The following is a 20,238-nucleotide window of genomic DNA, read 5'->3' on the forward strand; positions in this document are numbered from 1 at the left end:
TGAATGACGTTAACGAAACGGAATTATAAAAGCATATGGCTGGCCTTATTATGTCTATGCCTGTTCGCGGGCAGCTGGCCGGGATCGGGCGCCAAGGCGTCAGCCGCCGAAGCGCTGCCGGGCGTCACCGTGCAGAAGTATATTATGATCGACCAGTTCGGCTATCTGCCGGACGGGGACAAGGTGGCCGTGCTCGTCGATCCGCAGGTCGGCTTCAACGCCGCCGACGCGTATACGCCGGGCAGCACGATGCAGGTGCGCCGGGTATCCGACGACGCGGTCGTATTCAGCGGCGCGCCGACGGTATGGAACGGCGGCAGAACGCAGGAGAAGTCCGGCGACCGCGGCTGGTGGTTCGACTTTTCCCAAGTGACGGCAGTCGGGGATTACTATATTTACGATCCCGCGGGCAACGTCAAGTCCTATAACTTTACGATCTCCCCCGACGTATACAAGGAAGTGCTGAAGGCGGCGATCAAGACTTTCTATTATCAGCGCATCGGCACGCCTCACTTGGCGCAGCACGCCGGAGCGGCGTTCGCGGACGACGCGGCGCTCATCGGTCCGGGGCAGGATTCGCAGGCCCGCAGCGTGTTCGACCGCAACAATCCCGCCACCGAGCGCGATCTGTCGGGCGGCTGGATGGACGCCGGCGACTACAACAAGTACGTGACGTATACCGCGCAGCCGATCAACGAGCTGCTGTCGGCGTACGAGGAGAAGCCGGACATTTTCACCGACGACTACAACATTCCTGAATCCGGCAACGGCATTCCCGACATCATCGACGAGGTGAAGTGGGAGCTGGACTGGCTGAAGAAGATGCAGGATGAAGACGGCGGCGTGCTGATGAAGGTCGGCTTCCCGAGCTACGGGAAAACCGGCGATTACAACGACAGGCCGAGTCAAATTACGTTCCAGCGCTATTATCTGCCCAAGACATCCGCTTCGACGATCGTCACGGCGCTTAACTTCGCGCATGCGTCGATCACGCTGCGGCAGTTCCCGGAGCTGGCGAGCTATGCGGCCGATCTGCGGGAGCGGGCGATCAAGGCGTGGGAATGGTACCAGAACAATCCGAAGGAAACGAATGTGGACAACGGAGATGTAGAGGTCGGTGACGCCGACGTCGACCTGGACAAACAAGCTCAGGTGGCGACTGTCGCGGCCGCCTATCTGTTCGCGCTGACGGGCGATCAGACGTATCACGATTACTTCAAGGCCAACTACAAGACGACCTGGCCGATGTCCGACGCATACTGGGGACTGTACTTCGGCGAGCAGGCCGACGGCGTCATGTTCTATACGACGCTGCCGAACGCCGACCCTGCGGTCAAGGCGTATATTCTGGAGCGCCGCGACTTGCACGACTTCACCCAGTCGCTCGAGGACAACGACGATCTGTACCGCTCCTATGTGCCGGATTTCTCCTACCATTGGGGCAGCCTGCAGGTGAGAGCGCGTTCGGGCGCTTCCTCCTATGACTTTTATCAATACGATATCAATCCTGCGAAGCGCGACAACTTCTACAAGAAGGCGCAGAACGTACTGCACTATTTCCACGGCGTCAATCCGTTCGCCTTCACGTACCTGACCAACATGCAGGCGTACGGCGCGGAAAATTCGATCAAGCAAATCTACCATAGCTGGTTCGCCGACAATACGCAGTGGGACAATGCGCCTCCGGGCTACATCCCGGGCGGTCCGAGCGAGCAATACACGGGAACCGAGTCTCCGCCGCGCAATCAGCCGGCCCAGAAGACGTACAAGGACTGGAACGGCATCGTTGACCAAGGGGCGCATCGGGATATCTCCTGGGAGATTACCGAGAACGGCATCTACTATCAGGCCGGTTATATCAAGCTGCTCGCCAAGTTCGTGACTGCGCCCGGAGCGTCTACTCAAGCTCCGCAGACGCCGGCTAACCTCACCGCCACTGCTGCGGAGAGCACGACGGCGCTTCAGTTGAACTGGAGCCGCTCCCTGGGCGCGACGAGCTACGATGTCGAGCTGGACGGCGTCGTACGGGAAAATGTGAAGACGCTCTTCATCACGCATGACGGCCTGCAGCCGGGCACCGAGCATTCGTACCGCGTGCGGGCGAAAAACGCAATCGGCGCCAGCGCCTGGAGCCCGCTCGTGATCGGGACCACGTCCGTGCCGCCGCTGCCTCCCGAAACGCCGACCGGCCTCAAAGCCGTTCCGGCAAGCGCATTTGCAATAACGGTAAGCTGGAACGAAAGCGATCGTACGAAAAAGTACGAGCTTGAAGTGGACGGCACGGTCGTAAACAACGCCAAGCAGACCACCTACAAGCACAAGGGGCTGGACCCTGTCTCCACGCATACCTACCGGGTGCGTGCGATCAACCTCGGCGGAGTGAGCGCATGGAGCGCGCCGGTGACGGCGACGACGCCGGTAGCGCCGCCGACCAGCGTGATCGATCTCTCGCACAACGGCAATAGCGGCTACACGTTCGGCCAGGCCAACGACCAGGTCAAACGCTATCAGACATTTGTCGCCGACATGTATCCGGTGCTGACGAGCGTGGAGGTCATGCTGCGCAAGTTCGGCAATGCGACCGATGCCACGGTAGCGCTGCATGCGACCGACGCCGACGGCAAGCCGACGGGCAATGCGCTGGCAACCGGGACGATCGCGGCCAACACCGTGACCGAGGACTTCAAGGCGATGTCCGTGCCGCTGAAGTACAGCGGCCTGCAGAAGGGCAAGAAGTATGCGCTCGTACTCGGCCAGGTTACGCCGAACAGCCAAAACTACATCTACGAGTGGCTCGCGGGCTACAATGTGAGCAACGACACCGAGTTCGGCAAGTTCAACGGTTCGGCGTATATCGACGAGTCGGAACTTGGAGACGGCTGGACGAAGCTGTACGTCGCCCAAAGCGCCGATCCGCAGCAGCCGCCGGCAGTGCCGACGGGTGTGACGGCGACCGCAGCGAGCAGCACGTCGATCACGCTCGGCTGGACGGCCGTGACGGGCGCGACGAGCTACCAGATCGAGGTCGACGGTTCGTCGACGTACGTATCTGCGACGGGCACGTCGTACACGCATAGCGGCCTTGCGGCCGGATCGACACACAAGTACCGCGTGCGCGCGGTCAACGCTGCGGGCACGAGCGGCTGGAGCGCCCTCGCGACCGCGACGACGAGCCAGAATCCGCAGCCGCCGGCAGTGCCGACGGGTGTGACTGCGACGGCAGCCAGCACTTCGTCGATCACGCTCGGCTGGAATGCCGTGACGGGCGCGACCGGCTATCAGATCGAGATTGACGGCTCGTCGACGTATGTATCTGCGACGGGCACGTCGTACACGCATAGCGGCCTCGCAGCCGGCTCGACGCATACGTACCGCGTACGCGCAGTCAACGCTGCGGGCGCGAGCGGCTGGAGCGCCGCCGCTACCGCGACGACGAACCAGAACCAACCGCAGCCGCCGGCAGTACCTACGGGTCTGACCGCGACGGCAGCAAGCAGCACGTCGATCGCGCTCGGCTGGAATGCCGTAACGGGCGCCACGAGCTATCAGATCGAGATCGACGGCGCGACGACGTATGTGTCGATGACCGGCGCATCGTACACGCATAGCGGCCTCGCGGCCGGTTCGACGCATACGTACCGCGTACGCGCAGTCAACGCTGCGGGCGCGAGCGCCTGGAGCGCCGTCGCGAGCGCGACGACGCCGGGTCAGTCTTCCTCGTCCGTCATCGACATCTCGCACAACGGCACGGACGGCTACACGTTCGGCGAGACGAGCGACCAGGTCAAGCGTTATCAGACGTTCAAAGCCAATTCGAACGCCAATATCACGAAGCTTGAAGTTAAGGTTAAAAAGTACAATAATCCGGCCAACCTGACCGTCAGCCTGTACGCGACCAAGAGCGACAAGCCGACGGGCTCCGCGCTCGCGACCGTGACCGTCAAGGCATCCGACATCGGCGAAGACTTCGCCCTCGTCAGCGTGCCGCTGACCTACAGCGGCCTCGTGAACGGCACGACGTACGCGATCGTGCTCGGCCAATCCAAAAACTCGGACTACGCCAACTATGAATGGTGCACATCCGAGGTCAGCGCCGCGCTGAAGTACGGCAAGTACAGCGGCGGCAAGTGGATCGACGAGTCCGGCATCGGCGACGGCTGGCTGAAGGTGTACGTCGGCCAGTAACGACGATTGAACGAAGCCTTGGCTACCGGAGGCTGACACAAGGACGGAATGAGACGGACGTTGTCCGCTTCGTTCCGTTCTTTTTTATGTTCGGAGGCATCCAGGAGGCATTTGTCATTAAAATGTACTTCAAGGCGGCCGTCGGTTGGTAACGTTCAGGATGTCGCGGCAAGCGATAACTGCAAATATACATCTATTTCGTGATGCTGCATGCAAAATCAGCTGAATAGCTGCAAATATGCATTTAAATTCAGAAGTGCGGCTAACTTTTGGGCTGTTCGTGTACATTTAGCTGCATTTTTGCAGTTATCGGCGGTGTTCGGAGGCTGACAATTGAATTAGTTGTAAATATGCAGTTATCGCGAGGGATGGAGGGGCAGGAGTGGCGGAAGCGGGATGCGGGTACAGATTGCGGCACAGGATTTAAGCACGGATCGGGCGAGATGCAGGCTGTAGACGCGAGGAGCGGCTGCGAGGCATGGATATGAGACGTGGAAGCGGGATGCGGCTGCAGGCTGTAGATGAGGGACACGGATGCGGTGCGGGGAGCGGCGATTGCTGCTCCCCGCGGCTCGTTACTGCTGCTTCCGATACTGGGCGGGCGCGACGCCGACGTACTTTTTGAAGTGCTTGTAGAAGTGCGCCGTGTCCCAGTAGCCGACCGCCTCCGCGATCTCCTGCATCTTCATCGGCGTTGCGAGCATCAGCTCGGTCGCCCTGCCGATGCGCAGCCGATTCAGGTAGTCGGAGAAGGTCTGGCCGGTCTCCTTCTGGAACAGCTGGCCGAGGTAGACGGGGTGAACCCGGTATTCCTGCGCGAGCGTCTTGAGCGAATATTCCTTGTGGCAGGCGGACTCGATCTGCTTCAGGATCTGCCGGACGACCGGGCTGGTCTCTTCGCGCTCGCCGAGCGCCTCGGACACGGCCTTGGCCATCCCGAGCACCGATTCTTTGAGCTGCTCGAGCGAGGCGGAGGAGAGAATCCGATTTACGGCATCGTGGTAAGACTGATAGGCGGGATGGCCGGGGGGCGCGTCCTTGAGCAGCTTTTTGAGCTGCATGACCATCTCCAGGGCGCCATGCCGCAGCTGCTCGGGCTTCATGCCCTCCAGCCTGGCGAAGGCGTCGAAGTCGTCCTCGATCTGCGTGGACAGCCGGCTCATATCGTGAGCGAGCACGAGCCGCGCATACGTATCGGCATCCGCCGCCGGCGCATAGTCGCTGCCGGACAGGCCGGCAAGACGCGAGTAGGCCAGCACCGGCTCAGTCGGGTACAGCAGCGCATACTCCAGGGCCAGCAGCGCATGGCGGTAGCTGTCCGGCGCCTGCTCGAAGCCGGGCTCCAGCGAGCCCGCGGCGATGACCGCGCGAGGCATCGCTATCGTCCGTGCATCCGCGCGTCCCGCCGTCCCGCGCGCATCGCCCGCGGCACCGTCGTCCCGCACATCCGCGCGCACCGCCGCTCCGCTCGCCCCGCCCGCGGCACCGTCGTCCCGCGCATCCGCGCGCACCGCCGTCCCGCGCGCCCCGCCAGCGGCACCGTCGTCCCGCACATCCGCGCGCACCGCCGCCCCGCGCGCATCGCCCGTGGCGCCGTCGTCCCGTGCATCCGCGCGTCCCGCCGTCCCGAGCGCATCGCCCGCGGCACCGTCGTCCCGCGCATCCGCGCGTCCCGCCGCTCCGCGCGCCCCGCCCGCGGCACGGTCGTCCCGCGCATCCGGCCCGCCGGGCTCGCCATCGAGCGCCTCATGCCGCGCGATCACGTCCCCCAGCTCCGTCGCGAGCGCTTCAAGCCGCTTCATCAAGCCGTCGAGCTCATCCGCGGACGTCCCCTGCGCACCGATGAGCAGCACGGTGTCGTCGTCGGTGTTCTGGAAGCACAGATGCGGCAGGCCGAGCGGCCTCACGAACGCTTCGGTCCGCTCCCGAATCCGCTGCTGCAGCGCGCCGCGGTCCGGCATACCGGCGTCCGCGAGCCTGACGATTGCCGCGCAGACGGCGGGCGCCGCGAGGCGCAGCCCGAGGAACTCGGAGCGCAGCTGCCACTGCTCCCGCCCGATCCGGCCGGCGATCCAGCGGTACAATATATTGTCCTTCAGCAGGCCGACCTGATCGCGGCTCAGTCGTTCGATGCGGGCCCGGTTCAGCTTTTCGACCGTATGGATCAGCGTCTCCCGCAGCTCCTCCAGATTGATCGGCTTGAGCAGATAGTTCTCGATGCCGATATTCATGCCTTCCTTGATGTAGTCGAATTCGTTGTACCCGCTCAGGACGATCGCCCGCAGCTCGGGGCAGCGCCGCTTCAGCTCGCGCAGCAGCGCGAGGCCGTCCATCTCCGGCATCGCGATGTCGGTGATCAGAATATCGACCTGCGCCTGCGCCTCATCGATCTGCTCGAGCGCATCCAGCCCGTGCTCCGCCTGTCCGGCGAGCGAGAGGCCCATCGACGTCCAATCCACGATCCCGGCCAGTCCGTCGAGAATAAACGGTTCGTCGTCCACGATCCAAACGTTGTACATCAAGCTGTCCCCCTCTCGTAAGGCAAGCGGACGAGGATGCGGGTGCCCGCCCCCGGCTCGCTGCGAATGTCCAGTCCGTAAGCCTCGCCGTAGGTGAGGCGCAGCCGCTCATGCACGCTGCGGATGCCGAGCGAGGCTTGGCCCCCGGCGGCCGCTCTGCCCTCCAGCATCGCCCGGACCGTCTTGAGCCGCTCGGGCGTCATGCCCTTGCCGTTGTCCGCCACCTCGACGACGAGTACGGACGGCTGCTCGGCCTCGTCCGCATAGGCGCGGATCGTCACGAGGTTGCCGCTGCGCGAGGAGCGGAGCCCGTGCACGACCGCATTCTCGATGAGCGGCTGCAGCAGCAGCTTGAACACAGGCACGTGACGGCAGCCCTCGCCGATATCGATCCGGTACTGGATCTTGTCCTTGAACCGCACCCGGTGCAGCTCCAGATATTGGCGGCAATAAGCGGCTTCCTCCTCCAGCGGTACGAGCGTCTCCGGCTTCACGGCGTAGCGGAACAGCGCGCCGAGCAGGTACAGCATCTCGCCCGCCTCGGTCGCGCCGCTGACCATGGCGTTCATGCGGATCGCCTCCAGCGTGTTGTACAGGAAGTGAGGGTTGATCTGCGCCTGGAAGGCGGTCAGCTCGGCCTGCTTCTGCTTGATCTCCGACACGTACACCTGGTTGATATAGCTCATCAGCTCCTCGCACATGCGGTTGAAGCTCGTCGAGATCTCGTCGAGCTCGTCGTTGCGGCCGACCGGCACGCGGAAGCTCAGATTGCCCTGCTGCGCCTGCTTCATCGCCTTGACGATCGTCTGCGTGCGCCTGGCGTAGCGGTACATCGCCAGATAGGAGAAGACGATCGTGAGGGCGATCCCGAGGGCCGTGATGACGATCAGGCTGCGGCGGAAGCCGGCATAGCGGTCCGACAGCTCCCGGAACGGTACGATCCCGCCCACGAGAATGTCCGACTTGGCCGAGCGGGTCGAGACCGTGTACGAGCGGTCGCCCAGCCGGGCGACGCCGCCCGATTCGTCGAGCTGCCTGGCGTACGGGTAGGGCTGCCCGTCATACCGGTGCCGGGAGTCGTACAGCGCATAGCCGTCCGCGGTCAGCACCAGGTTGAAGCCCATCGGCCTGTCGTCGCTCATGGACAGCGCGCGCCCGAGGCTGTCGGGCTTGTAGGTGACGATCAGCGCGCCCTCCGTCTGCAGGCGGTCCGGATCGTTGAGATCGTACGCGACGGTGTAGCCGTGCGTCTGCTTGAGCTGGAGGACGTCGGCGAGGCCGAGCGCCTCCGTGCGGTTCACCTTACGGAAGCGCATCGTCTCGATCGCCGCCGCCACCTTGGCCTCGTTGTCCCCGAGCGTGTGCAGGTACTGCGTCTTGTCGCTGTTGAACGTGAACAATACCGCCTGGCTGCGGCTGTATACCGAGATCTGCATGATGTCCGGGTCGCGCTCGAGCTCCCTTTTGACGAAGGTCTCCATATTGTTGTCTTCGGTCCGCGCGCTCGACATGAAGTTGTTGAACCGGTACTGGATATAGAGCGGGAAGTCATGGCGCAAAAAGTACAGCATGTCGTTGAGCAGCAGCTGGTTCTGATACAGCTGGAGGACGATCTCCTGCGACTGGTCCATCTGCCGGTCGAGGTAGCGTGAGAGGTCGTTCACGGCCTGCCGCTGCGCGCCGACCTCCTTTTGCACCATGGAATTCATTGAGAACTTGTATACGAGCACCGCCAGCGAGCAGAAGGTGACGATCGTCAGCACCGAGAACACGAGGATGATCCGGTTGAAGAGCCGCGTGCGGAAAAAAATGTACGTAACCTCAGATAGTCTCGCCGTAACCGCTCACTCCCGGGAAGTAACCGCTTTAAAAAGATGTACGTCTACGATAACACGGGGCAGGTCGGCGGACAATCCGCCGCGCCGGAGAAGCTTTGCTTTGTACAACAAAGCTTGGATTTGTTCAATAGAACGGCCTGCGGGCCCGTGATAGATTAGGAATGCGACGCGAGAACGACAAGGGGGGAACGGGATAATGCGAGCGTTTCTACGGGATCTGAACCACAACAAAGCGTTCCTGACGATGGTGCTGCCGGGGACGATCTGGTTCCTGTTGTTCTGCTACTTGCCCATGCCGGGGGCGCTGCTCGCCTTCAAGAAGTACCGGCTTGATCAGGGCGGATTTTTCTCGGCGCTCCTGCATTCGGAGTGGACGGGATTTAAAAATTTCGAGTTTCTGTTCCGCGCCGAGGACGCCTACATCATTACGCGGAATACGGTGCTGTACAACCTGGTGTTCATTTTCCTCGGCCTCGTGCTGTCGGTGGCGCTGGCGATCATTCTGTTCAACCTGACGCAGAAGCGGTGGGCCAAGTTCTACCAGACCGCGATGTTCCTGCCGTACTTCTTGTCCTGGGTCATCGTGAGCTACTTCGCGTTCAGCTTCCTGAGCGTCGACAAGGGGCTGCTGAACCAGGTGCTGGCCTGGTTCGGCGCCGAGCCGATCCAGTGGTACGCGGATAAGAAGTACTGGCCGTTCATCCTCGTCTTCATGAGCATGTGGAAAAGCGTCGGCTACTCCAGCGTCATCTATCTGGCGGCGATCTCGGGCATCGACAAATCGTACTACGAGGCGGCGATGATCGACGGGGCGAGCAAGTGGCAGCAGACGACGAAGATCACCGTGCCGCTCATCCGGCCGATGATGATTATCCTGACCATCCTGGCGATCGGCGGAATCTTCCGGGCGGACTTCGGGCTGTTCTTCCAGATTCCGCGCGATTCGGGCGTGCTGTTCCCGGTCACCAACGTCATCGACACCTACGTCTACCGCTCGATGAAGGTGCTGGGCGACTTCGGACTGGCGTCGGCGGCGGGCTTCTATCAATCGGTCGTCGGGTTCATCCTCGTCATCAGCGCCAACTGGTTCGTTAAAAAAGTGAGCGAGGAGCAAGCCCTGTTCTAGCGGATTCGAATCTATCAGCCAAAGGAGACCATGCGCATGAGTTCCGACGCCAACGCCAAGGGAGCCAAGCTGCGCGATGTCCATCGGTTGTCGCCGGGCTGGAACGCGCTGCTGCATCTGATCGCGGGCGCGTTCGCCCTGTCCTGCATCTTCCCGTTCGTGCTGGCGATCGTCATCTCGTTCACGGACGAGAACACGCTGGCGCTTGACGGATACAGCATTTTTCCGAAGAAATGGAGCCTGTTCGCCTACGATTACATCTTCAAGACCGGCGACCAGGTGCTTCACTCGTACGTCGTCACGCTGGGCGTGACCGTCATCGGCACGATTCTCACCGTCTCCATGACGGCGCTGTACGCCTATGCGCTGTCGCGCAAGTCGTTCAAATACCGCAAGTTTTTTACCTTTCTCGCCTTCTTCACGATGCTGTTCGGCGGCGGCCTTGTACCGAGCTACATCATCGTCGCCCAGATGCTTCATCTGAAGGATACGATCTGGGCGCTCATCCTGCCGATGGCGCTCAACGCCTTCAACATCGTCATCCTCCGCACGTTTTTCCAGACGATGATCCCGGACGCCATCGTGGAGTCCGGCAAGATCGACGGCGCCGGCGAGTACAAGATTCTGCTGCGGCTCGTGCTGCCGCTGGCGCTGCCCGGCCTGGCGACGATCGCGCTATTCAGCACGCTCGGCTTCTGGAACGATTGGTTCAACGCGCTGCTCTACATCGATTCGAACAGCCTCGTGCCACTGCAGGCGATGCTCATGCGCATCGAATCGAGCATGCAGTTCATCATTCAGAACTCCAGTCTGCTCAACAGCGGCGAGAGCCGGGAGATGCTCGCCTCGCTGCCGCAGGAGACGTCGCGGATGGCGATGGTCGTCCTCGCGACGGGGCCGATCGTACTGGCCTATCCGTTCTTCCAGCGCTACTTCATCGAGGGACTGACGATCGGGGCGGTCAAGGATTAAGGAAGCGGCGAATCGCGGTTTTAGTTGCTTGTGCGCTGCAGCGCACAGGCGGTTAAAATAGATGAATCCATATCATAAGGGGAGTTGGGCCGATTGAAAAAAGTATGGATGGGCACGACGGCGGCCGTCTTGACGGCCGGCCTGCTGATGGCGGGCTGCGGCAACAGCAACGATAAAGGGGCATCGCCTTCGGCATCGTCCGCCGGCAGCCAGAGCGCCGGGACTTCGGCCGAGCCGTCGAAGAGCGCGGCGCCGGAGGAGACGGTCAACCTCGTCTGGTATACGATCGGCACGCCGCCGAAGGATCTGAAAAAGGTCAATGACGCGGTCAACGATTATATTAAACCGAAGATCAACGCGACCGTGGAGATGAAGATGCTCGACTGGGGCGACTACTCGCAGAAGATGCAGATCATCATCGCCTCGGGCGAGCCGTACGATATCGCCTTTACCAGCTCCTGGGCCAACGACTACTTCGGCAACGCCAAGAAGGGCGCATTCTACGAGCTCGACGGATTGCTGGATGCGCAGGGCAAGGGCGCCAAGGAAGCGCTCAACCCCGCCTTCCTCGAGGGCACCAAGGTGAACGGCCACAACTACGGCCTGCCGACGAACAAGGAGCTGCCGCAGCAGCGCGTATTCCGCTTCAACAAGACGCTCGTCGACAAGTACGGCCTCGATATCTCCAAGGTGAAGACGATCCAGGATCTTGAGCCGCTGCTCAAGACCGTCAAGGAGAAGGAGCCCGGCCTGAACCCGATCCCGGGCAAGATCGCGGAGTACCTGCCGTTCGATCTGCCGTTCAGCGATCTGCCGTTCATCGGCGTGCCGCTGGACACGACCGATTACAAGCTGATCAACGTATGGGATACGCCGGAGGCGATGAGCTACCTGGAGACGGTGCACAAGTATTATCAGGCGGGCTACTTCCCGAAGGACGTGGCGACGCAGACCGATGCGGGCGACTACTTCAAGACGGGCAAATGGCTCGTCGACGTCGCCGACGCGCAGCCGTACGCCGACAACCTGTGGAGCAACGATGCCGGCTACGGCGTCGTCAGCGTGCCGATGCAGGAGCCGATCACGTTCAACTGGTCCGTGGCGGGCTCGCTGCAGGCGATCAATGCGAAGTCCAAGCATCCGGAGAAGGCGATGGAGTTCCTGAACCTGCTGTACACGGACGCCGATCTGATCAACCTGATCGACTTCGGCATTGAAGGCGTGCACTACAAGAAGACGGGCGAGCAGTCCAAGGACGCGATTCCCGACAGCGGCTACGGCTTCCCGGCGTTCAGCACGGGCAATCTGATGCTGACGTATCTGAACACGAACGATCCGGCCGACAAGTGGGAGAAGTTCAAGGAGTTCAACGACTCGGCCACAAGTGCGCCGCTGCTCGGCTTCCAGGCCGACACGTCCGCGATCACGACCGAGATCGCCAACCTCAAGAACGCCAAGGACTCGATCTACAACGCGCTGTTCTCCGGCACGATCGATCCGAAGGAGAATCTGCCCAAGGTCGACCAGAAGCTCAAGGACAGCGGCCTGGACAAGGTCATGGCCGAGCTGCAGAAGCAGGTCGACGCCTGGCGGACGAACAAATAAACAAGCGGGGCGCGCGGCGAACAGTCCGCGGTTACGCACGCGCCGCATACCAGCTATTCGTTACCGGGGACACAATCGAAGCAGCCGCGTCGAGTTTGCGGCTGCTTCCTTTTTTTACGGCTGCGCTCTGCACGAATATGCGGGCAGCCCCAACGAGGGAGAAGGAGGTTCGGTACAATGAAACAGTTCAGATTGCCCCAGGTCGACATGCCGGCGCTCGCGCTGCCGGCAGCCGTGCGTGCCGAGCTCGAAGCAGTCGAAGCCCGGCTCGCGCATCGGCCGAAGCTGCAGCGGTTGTTCAGCAATTGCTATCCGAATACGCTGTCGACGACGGTGAAGCGCATGGACGACGGGACGACATTCGTCATCACGGGGGATATCCCCGCCATGTGGCTGCGCGATTCCGTGGAGCAGGTCATCCATTACGTCCCGCTCGCCAAGGAGGACGCGGAGCTGCGCGGGCTGATCGGCGGGCTGATCAGTCGTCATGCGCGCTGCATTCGGACCGATCCGTACGCCAACGCCTTCAACGAGCGGGCCAGCGGCTGGCATTGGAGCGCCGGCGACCGGACGGAGATGTCGCCCTGGGTGTGGGAGCGCAAGTTCGAGCTGGACTCGATCTGCTTTTCAATGAAGCTCGCTTATGCATATTGGAAGGAGACGGGACGCGCGGACATCTTCGATGCGGAATTCAAGGAAGCGATGACGACGGCGCTGTCGCTGTGGCGGACGGAGCAGCGCCATGCCGCACAGTCGCCCTACCGCTTCGAGCGGGACAACGGGATCGAGGCGGACACGCTGGTCTGCGGCGGGCTCGGCTCCCCGGTCAACGACACGGGCATGGTCTGGTCCGGCTTCCGTCCGAGCGACGACGCCTGCGACTTCCATTACAACGTGCCGTCGAATATGTTCCTGGTCGTCACGCTGCGCCGGATGCGGGAGATCGCCGAGTTCGTGTACAGGGATCTCGGCTTCGAACGGGAGCTGGCGCGACTGGAGCGGGAGGTGGACCGGGGCATTCGCCTGTACGGCATATACCGGCATCCCGAGTTCGGGCGGATCTACGCCTACGAGACGGACGGCTACGGCAACTACGCGCTGCTGGACGACGCGGGGACGCCGGGACTGATGTCCATCCCTTATATCGGCTATGCGGACGCGTCCGATCCGATCTATGCGAATACGCGCCGGTTCGCGCTGAGTACGGCCAATTCCTATTATTATGAAGGCGCCGCGGCGCAGGGCATCGGCAGTCCGCACACGCCTCCGGGCTATATATGGCCGATCGCGCTCGCGATGCAGGGGCTGACGAGCGCGGATGCGGCGGAAAAGCTGCGGATGCTCGCGCTGCTGGAGGCGACCGACGCGGACACGGGATTCATGCACGAGGGCTTCCATATGGACGATCCGTCGCAATATACGCGCGACTGGTTCGCCTGGTCCAACAGCCTGTTCGCGCAGCTGGTACTCGAAGCGATGAAGGCAGGGCTGCTGGATGCGTAGCAATGAAGCGATGAAGGCAGGGCTGCTGGATGCGTAGCAATATTGTTATTTTCTGCGATCCGGCGTTCCCCGGGGCGCCGGCATGGGCCGCCGCGCAGGCCGAGGCGCTCGCGGCCATCGGCACGGTCGCATCCGCCGAGAGCCTCGCGGAGACGCTCCGGCTGACGCAGGGCGGCGCGTTCGCGACGCTGCATGCGCCGTATTTCCCCGCCGAGGCATGGGAGGCGCTGGTCGGCTTCCTGGAGCGAGGGGGTGGGCTCGTGAGCGCGGGCGGCGCGCCGTTCCGGCGGCCGGTCGTGCCCGACGGCAACGGCTGGCGCGTGCAGGCGGAGACGACCGCCTATCACCGCGAGCTGCGCATTCACGAGCTGCTGCCGGTCCGAAGCGGGGCGCGGACGGTCGGTCACGAGGCGTCGGCGGACCTGCCGCTCCTGGCGGGCTGCGAAGCGCTGTTCGATGAGGCGGCCGATACGTGGAACATGGTCCCGCATGTCACGAGAGCGAGCGATCTGCCTCATCAGATGGGCTCGTCCGGTCCGATGGACGCGCGGCTGCATGCGCTGCTGACGGCTGTGAACGGCGACGGGCGCCCTATTGCGGCGCCCGTCGTCCTGCTGGACAATACGCGCGGCGCGTTCGCCGGCGGACGCTGGCTGTTCGTCAACCGCCAGCTCGGCGGGAGCTTCGCCCGGCTTGGGGGCATTGAAGCGCTTCGCGTGTGGACGGCTTACTGCGCGGGCGGCGTGACGGAGCTGTCGCTGGCGCCGGGGTATGCCGCTTATGAACTGCACGAGCGTCCGACGCTCACGCTGCAGGCGCAGCGTCTATCGCGGGCCGGCAGTCTTGGAGATAGCGCCAACGGCTGCATGCGCCCGCACGCCAGTGCCGGGGCCGCGGCGCAGGCACAAGCGGACAGCCGGAGCCTATGGCAGTTCGACATCGAGGTCGTCCACGAGCCGTCCGGCCGTGTCGCGCATGCCGAGCGCGTCGAGCTGGAGGTCGGCTCCGGATTGGTCGTCCGCCGTATTCCGCTGCCGATCGAGCTGGCGCCCGGCCTATACCGGGTCACCTGCGGGGCCGGATCGGCTGCAGGCGAACGACGCACGCTCCGGCAAGGCTTCTGGGGAGCGGACGAGGCACTGCTGACTGCCGGGAAGCGGGTGAGCGCAGGGCGCGATTACTTCGAGCGGGACGGGCGGCCGATGCCGGTCGTCGGCATGACCTATATGGGATCGGATACCGCGCGCAAGTTTTTGTTTCTGCCCAATGCATCCGTCTGGGACCGCGACATGGCCCACATGCGGCGAGCGGGCATCAACTGGATTCGCACGGGCATCTGGACCGCCTATCGGCATGTGATGCAGGTCGACGGCCATGCCTCGGAGGAGGCGCTGCGAGCGATCGACGCCTTCGTCCTGACCGCAGCCAGACATGGACTGCAGCTGACCTTCACCTTTTTCTCGTTCACGCCGGAGACGTGGGAGGGGCTCAATCCGTACCTCGATCCGCGCAGCGTCGCGGCGCAGAAACGGTTCGTGCGCGCCATCGCCGGGCGCTACGCCGAGGCGAAGCACATCGACTGGGATCTCATCAACGAGCCGTCGATGTTCGATCCGGCCCGCATCTTCGCGGACGGCCCGCGTTCGGCGCAGGACTCATACGAGCGGGCGGCCTACGCGGAGTGGCTGGAGCGGCGGCACGGCCGGATCGAGACGCTGCGGGAGCGATGGGGGATGACGGCCCGCGAGCTGCCGGACTTCCGGAGCGTGCGGGCGCCGGAGCCGGAGGAGATCAACTTCGACGTTCAGGACATGCACCGGGGCAAGCGGGGAACGCGCTGGCTCGACTACACGCTGTTCTCGGCAGACATGCTGAACCGCTGGGCAAGGCAGCTGTCCGCGGCGATCAAGGACGTCTGTCCGGACCATATGATCACCGTCGGGCAGGACGAAGCGCTCGGGGCGCAGCGGCCGTCGCCGTTCTTTTACGGCGAATCCGTGGACTATACGACCGTTCACTCGTGGTGGCTGAACGACGACCTGCTCTGGGACGGCGTCTTCGCCAAGACCGCGGACAAGCCTTGCCTCGTGCAGGAGACCGGGATCATGTACGTAGAGACGCCGGACGGCTTCGCCAAGCGCTCGGAGGAGGAGCTGCGCGCGATGCTCGAGCGCAAGTACGCCTATGCGTTCGCCGCAGGCGGGGCCGGCGCGATGCAATGGATCTGGAATACGAACTACTACATGGACAACGCCAACGAGTCCCATATCGGCGCGATCCGCGCAGACGGCACCGAGAAGCCGGAGACGGACGTCTCCTACGGTTTCGGCGCGTTCATGGAGCGCACCCGGGATTTGTATCGCGGCAGGGCGCTGGAGGAGATCGCCGTCGTCTACCCGTACTCCAACGACTTCTCCAATCGCAAGCTCGCGTTCGATGCGACGACACGGCTCGTGCGCGTGCTCGGCTACGAGCTGAAAATGCCGCTGCGCGGCGTGTCGGAATACGATCTGGCGCCGCTGGAGCGCGATCCGGCCAAGCTGATCGTGCTGCCGTCCGCGCACAATATTGACGACGAAGCGCTGGCTCGGTTGATTGGGATCGTGGAGCGAACCGGCGCGACGCTGCTCTTGACCGGTCCCGCCGGGCTCGATGCCTACTGGCGCCACACGGAACGGCTGAACGGATTGCTCGGCGCGCGGCGGCTTGCGAACGTCGTCCGCGAGGAACGGCTGGCGATCGGCGGGCAGACATATGCCGTGTCCTACGGCCGGCGGCGCATCGCCGAGGTCGCCAAGGAGGTGCCGCTGACGACTGAGCCGCGCGGCAGTTCTGTCACTGCTGCCGAGCTGGCGGTGATGGCGCCGGAGCGCCAGGGCGCTTCGCTGCAGCCGGACGGCGGGGATGAGGCTGCGGCGGCGGGCACTGATGCGCGCGAGCGGCCGGGAGCGCTAGGGCGGGAAGGTGAAGCTGCGGATGTGCGTGAGCGGCCGGGAGCGCTAGGGCGGGAAGGCGAAGCTGCGGATGTGCGTGAGCGGCCGGGAGCGCTAGGGCGGGAAGGCGAAGCTGCGGATGCGCGTGAGCGGCCGGGAGCGCTAGGGCGGGCAGGCGAAGCTGCGGATGCGCGTGAGCGGCCGGGAGCGCTAGGGCGGGCAGGCGAAGCTGCGGATGCGCGTGAGCGGCCGGGAGCGCTAGGGCGGGCGGGCGAAGCTGCGGATGTGCGTGAGCGGCCGGGAGCGCATGGGCGGGCAGGCGAAGCTGCGGATGCGCTGATCGAAGTGTCGTGCGGGGCCGGACGGCTGATCTGGTGTCCGCTGCCCGTCGAGCTCGGCGAGCACGACGAGGCGCTGATCGCGCTGTACCGCCACGCAATCGAGGCGGCGGGGTGCAGCGATGACTTGGAGTGGATCGCCGGAGGCGATCTGGTGGGCGTATATGGACGGCTGTTGCGCTTTGCCGAGGGCGCGCTTTTCGTATTCGTATCGGAGCATGCGTACGATGTTGAGATTGCCGTGCGAGATCTGTCGACCGGCGTTTTGTACCGGTTCAACCTGGAGCGTGAGCGGGCAGTATTGTTCGCGGCGGATCGGTCAGGTAGCGTGTCCTGCGTGTACCGGCCAGACGAAGTGGGGGTTGAGGCGGAGATGGTATGAGTTTTAAGAGATGATGCATGTCTGGGCAGCGGCTGAGAGAGCGGTAGAAAGTTGCTTTGAACCACGCTCCCGTGCAGAGAGCGAACGCATACCCCAAGAGGCCTTGCACAGCAAGGCTTTTTGGCGATTCAAAGCAAACCTGTCTAATACGACCGATAGCCACCAGTCGCGGCCGTATCGCCTTCACTACGAGAGGCGATGCGCCCACAGAGTCCGCGCCGCTGTCCATCGCCTTCACTACGCGAGGCGATGCGCCCTCGGAGTCTGCGCCGCAGCGCATCGCCTTCACTACGAGAGGCGATGCGCCCGCAGAGTCCGGGCCGCAGCGCATCGCCTTCACTACGCGAGGCGATGCGCCCGCAGAGCCCGCGCCGCCGCGTATCGCCTTCACTACGCGAGGCGATGCACCCGCAAAGTCCGGGCCGCAGCGCATCGCCTCCACTACGCGAGGCGATGTGCCCGCAAAGCCCGCGCCGCAGCGCATCGCCTTCACTACGAGAGGCGATGCGCTCGCAAAGCCCGCGCCGCAGCGCATCGCCTTCACTACGAGAGGCGATGTGCCCGCAGAGTCCGGGCCGCAGCGCATCGCCTTCACTACGCGAGGCGATGGGCCCGCAGAGCCCGCGCCGCAGCGCATCGCCTTCACTACGAGAGGCGATGTGCCCGCAGAGTCCGGGCCGCAGCGCATCGCCTTCACTACGCGAGGTGATGTGCTCGCAGAGCCCGCGCCGCAGCGCATCGCCTTCACTACGAGAGGCGATGTGCCCGCAGAGTCCGGGCCGCAGCGCATCGCCTTCACTACGAGAGGCGATGCGCCCGAATGCTGCTCCAGGAAGCCGGTCCTTTTTGGTTTCGACAAACGCTACTTTATACCTACTACGCGACTTGTTGAGACAGCACCCTCCGTCCGTTTTAGCGTCCATCCGTTCGTGTTCAATTTTCGTTAAGCAAGCCGACTTACAATGGTTATAAGTAATTATGGAGGTAATACGCCCGTCCGCTGGCGGATTAGAACAACCAAGGAAGGCAAAACTAATCCTAAACATCAATTTGTCAGACTCTATACCGTGCTTGTCCGCTGTGATAAAATATGAAAGGCTAATCGCGTCGAATCGTGTAAAGGCCTGGAAGGGCAAGCAAATCAAGGCATTCATCTGTGAAAGAAGGGGCTTAAACGTGTTCCGGAAAAAAGACATTTTTTTTAAAACGCTCGAGGATATGGCCGATTTGATCATGGAAACGACCGAGCGGTTTTTGACCGCCGTCAACAGCGATATTCCCGATCCGAGCGTCTTCTCCAAGGAGATGAAGGATTACGAGCACCGCGGGGATCAGTTTGCCCATCTCATCATCACCGAGCTGAACAAGACGTTCATCACGCCGATCGAACGCGAGGATATTCTGGAGCTGACCAAGCTGCTGGACGACGTCCTGGACGGCATCGAGGCCGTGGCGTCCCGCTTCGATATGTATCATGTCAAAAAACCCGACGGCAACATTCGCAACTTCGCGGACTGTCTGCATCGCTCGGCCATCGAGATCAAATCCGCCATCTACCTGCTCGGGCAGAAGAAGCTGCTCGCCATCCAGACGCACTGCGTGAAGCTCAACGAGCTGGAGAACGAGGGCGACGACCTGCTGCGCGAGAGCGTGAAGACGCTGTTCCTGAATGTCAAAGACCCGATCGAGCTCATCAAGCTCAAGGAAATCTACGAGCGTCTCGAACAGACGACCGATTCCTGCGAGGATGTCGCCAACACGCTGCAATCCATTATTATGCGCAATTCTTGATGCGCCCGGGACAGGACTGAATATATCGCATGGACATCACAATCTTAGTCGTTATCATCGTCATCCTGGCGCTGGGCTTCGACTTCATCAACGGCTTCCACGATACGGCGAACGCGATCGCCACCTCGGTATCCACCCGCGCGCTGCGGCCGCGCGTCGCGATTCTGCTCGCGGCAGTCATGAACCTGGTCGGCGCGCTCCTGTATACGGGCGTGGCCAAGACGATCGGCGGCAAGGTGACCGACCCGTTCAAGCTGGAGCACGGGCTCACCGTCGTCATCGCGACGCTGATCGCAGCCATCATCTGGAACCTGGTCACGTGGTGGAAGGGGATTCCGTCGTCGTCCTCGCATGCGCTGATTGGCGCGCTCGCCGGCGCGGCGGTCACCTCCGAGGGCTGGAGCGGCATCAACGTCGGCGGTTTCTCGACGATTGTCATCGGCTTGCTGCTGTCGCCAATCATTGCGTTCGTTTTGGGGTATATAATTATGTTCTTGCTGAAGCATCTATTTGCAAGGACGAGCCCGCATCACGTGAACAAGGTGTTCCGGACGGGCCAGATTCTGACGGCGGCGCTCCAGTCGTTCACGCACGGCACCAACGACGCCCAGAAGGCGATGGGCATCATCACGCTGGCGCTCGTCTCGGCGGGCTGGCAGGATCATCTCGAGGTGCCGCTGTGGGTCAAGATCTCCGCTGCGCTCGCGATGGCGCTCGGCACGTCGGTCGGCGGCTGGAAGATCATCAAGACGATGGGCACGAAGATTTTCAAGATCGAGCCGATCAACGGCTTCTCGGCGGATGCGAGTTCGGCCGCAGTTATCTTCACGGCGACGCTGACGCATCTGCCTGTCAGCACGACGCATGCGATCACGTCCTCGATCCTCGGGGTGGGGGCGGCCAAGCGTTTTTCGAGCGTGCGCTGGGACATGGCCGGCAGGATCATCATGACCTGGATCATCACCATTCCGATCTCGGCCTTGGTCGCCGCCGCCGTATATGCCGTCTTGAGCCTGTTTCATTAAAAATGGGCACTGCGGCAAGCG

At 62.9% G+C, this 20,238-nt stretch carries 11 protein-coding genes; 8 read left to right on the top strand and 3 right to left on the bottom strand.

Translation table 11 applies throughout. From position 1 onward, the window contains the following. Positions 1–3: 3 nt before the first annotated feature. Positions 4–4,185: a glycoside hydrolase family 9 protein gene (locus VQ071_RS26065; RefSeq protein WP_340517351.1), complete on the top strand. Its 4,182-nt coding sequence runs from the start codon at positions 4–6 to the stop codon at positions 4,183–4,185. A gap of 575 nt (positions 4,186–4,760) precedes the next feature. Here the strand turns inward: VQ071_RS26065 and VQ071_RS26070 are convergent. Both VQ071_RS26070 and VQ071_RS26075 read right to left on the bottom strand, forming a co-directional pair. Continuing rightward, a complete protein-coding gene (locus VQ071_RS26070; RefSeq protein WP_340517353.1) occupies positions 4,761–6,704 on the bottom strand; it encodes a helix-turn-helix domain-containing protein in 1,944 nt (647 codons plus the stop codon). After that, positions 6,704–8,476, bottom strand: coding sequence for a sensor histidine kinase (locus VQ071_RS26075; RefSeq protein WP_340517356.1), 1,773 nt, complete (start codon positions 8,474–8,476; stop codon positions 6,704–6,706). Before VQ071_RS26075 ends, VQ071_RS26070 begins: the two co-directional genes overlap by 1 nt. Positions 8,477–8,738: 262 nt before the next feature. On the opposite strand from VQ071_RS26075, the gene VQ071_RS26080 reads away from it, so the two are divergent. From VQ071_RS26080 to VQ071_RS26100, 5 genes are all read left to right on the top strand, one after another. Next, positions 8,739–9,668 carry an ABC transporter permease gene (locus VQ071_RS26080; protein ID WP_340517358.1) on the top strand — a complete coding sequence of 310 codons (930 nt, stop codon included), beginning with the start codon at positions 8,739–8,741 and terminating at the stop codon, positions 9,666–9,668. Positions 9,669–9,704: 36 nt separating this feature from the next. Continuing rightward, the gene (locus VQ071_RS26085) at positions 9,705–10,640 is read left to right on the top strand and encodes a carbohydrate ABC transporter permease (RefSeq protein ID WP_340517360.1); all 936 of its coding nucleotides are present in this window, start codon (positions 9,705–9,707) and stop codon (positions 10,638–10,640) included. Positions 10,641–10,733: 93 nt separating this feature from the next. Then, a complete protein-coding gene (locus VQ071_RS26090; protein ID WP_340517362.1) occupies positions 10,734–12,245 on the top strand; it encodes an ABC transporter substrate-binding protein in 1,512 nt (503 codons plus the stop codon). Between the two features lie 177 nt (positions 12,246–12,422). Continuing rightward, the gene (locus VQ071_RS26095) at positions 12,423–13,748 is read left to right on the top strand and encodes a glycoside hydrolase family 125 protein (RefSeq protein ID WP_340517364.1); all 1,326 of its coding nucleotides are present in this window, start codon (positions 12,423–12,425) and stop codon (positions 13,746–13,748) included. 29 nt (positions 13,749–13,777) lie between these two features. Continuing rightward, positions 13,778–17,401, top strand: a complete 3,624-nt coding sequence (locus VQ071_RS26100) for a beta-galactosidase (protein WP_340517366.1) — start codon at positions 13,778–13,780, stop codon at positions 17,399–17,401. Positions 17,402–17,544: 143 nt separating this feature from the next. Here VQ071_RS26100 and VQ071_RS26105 read toward each other — a convergent pair whose 3' ends face one another. Then, entirely contained in the window at positions 17,545–18,324 is a 780-nt protein-coding gene (locus tag VQ071_RS26105; RefSeq protein WP_340517368.1) for a hypothetical protein, read from the bottom strand. A 253-nt stretch (positions 18,325–18,577) separates the two neighbouring features. Between VQ071_RS26105 and VQ071_RS26110 the strand changes: the two genes are divergently transcribed. Further along, on the top strand, positions 18,578–19,192 hold the full coding sequence (locus VQ071_RS26110; RefSeq protein ID WP_340517370.1) for a DUF47 domain-containing protein: 615 nt from the start codon (positions 18,578–18,580) through the stop codon (positions 19,190–19,192). Positions 19,193–19,221: 29 nt separating this feature from the next. Then, positions 19,222–20,217: an inorganic phosphate transporter gene (locus tag VQ071_RS26115; protein WP_340517372.1), complete on the top strand. Its 996-nt coding sequence runs from the start codon at positions 19,222–19,224 to the stop codon at positions 20,215–20,217. Positions 20,218–20,238 lie beyond the last annotated feature (21 nt).

The sequence above is a fragment of the Cohnella sp. 56 genome, assembly GCF_037963805.1.
GTDB lineage: Bacteria > Bacillota > Bacilli > Paenibacillales > Paenibacillaceae > Cohnella.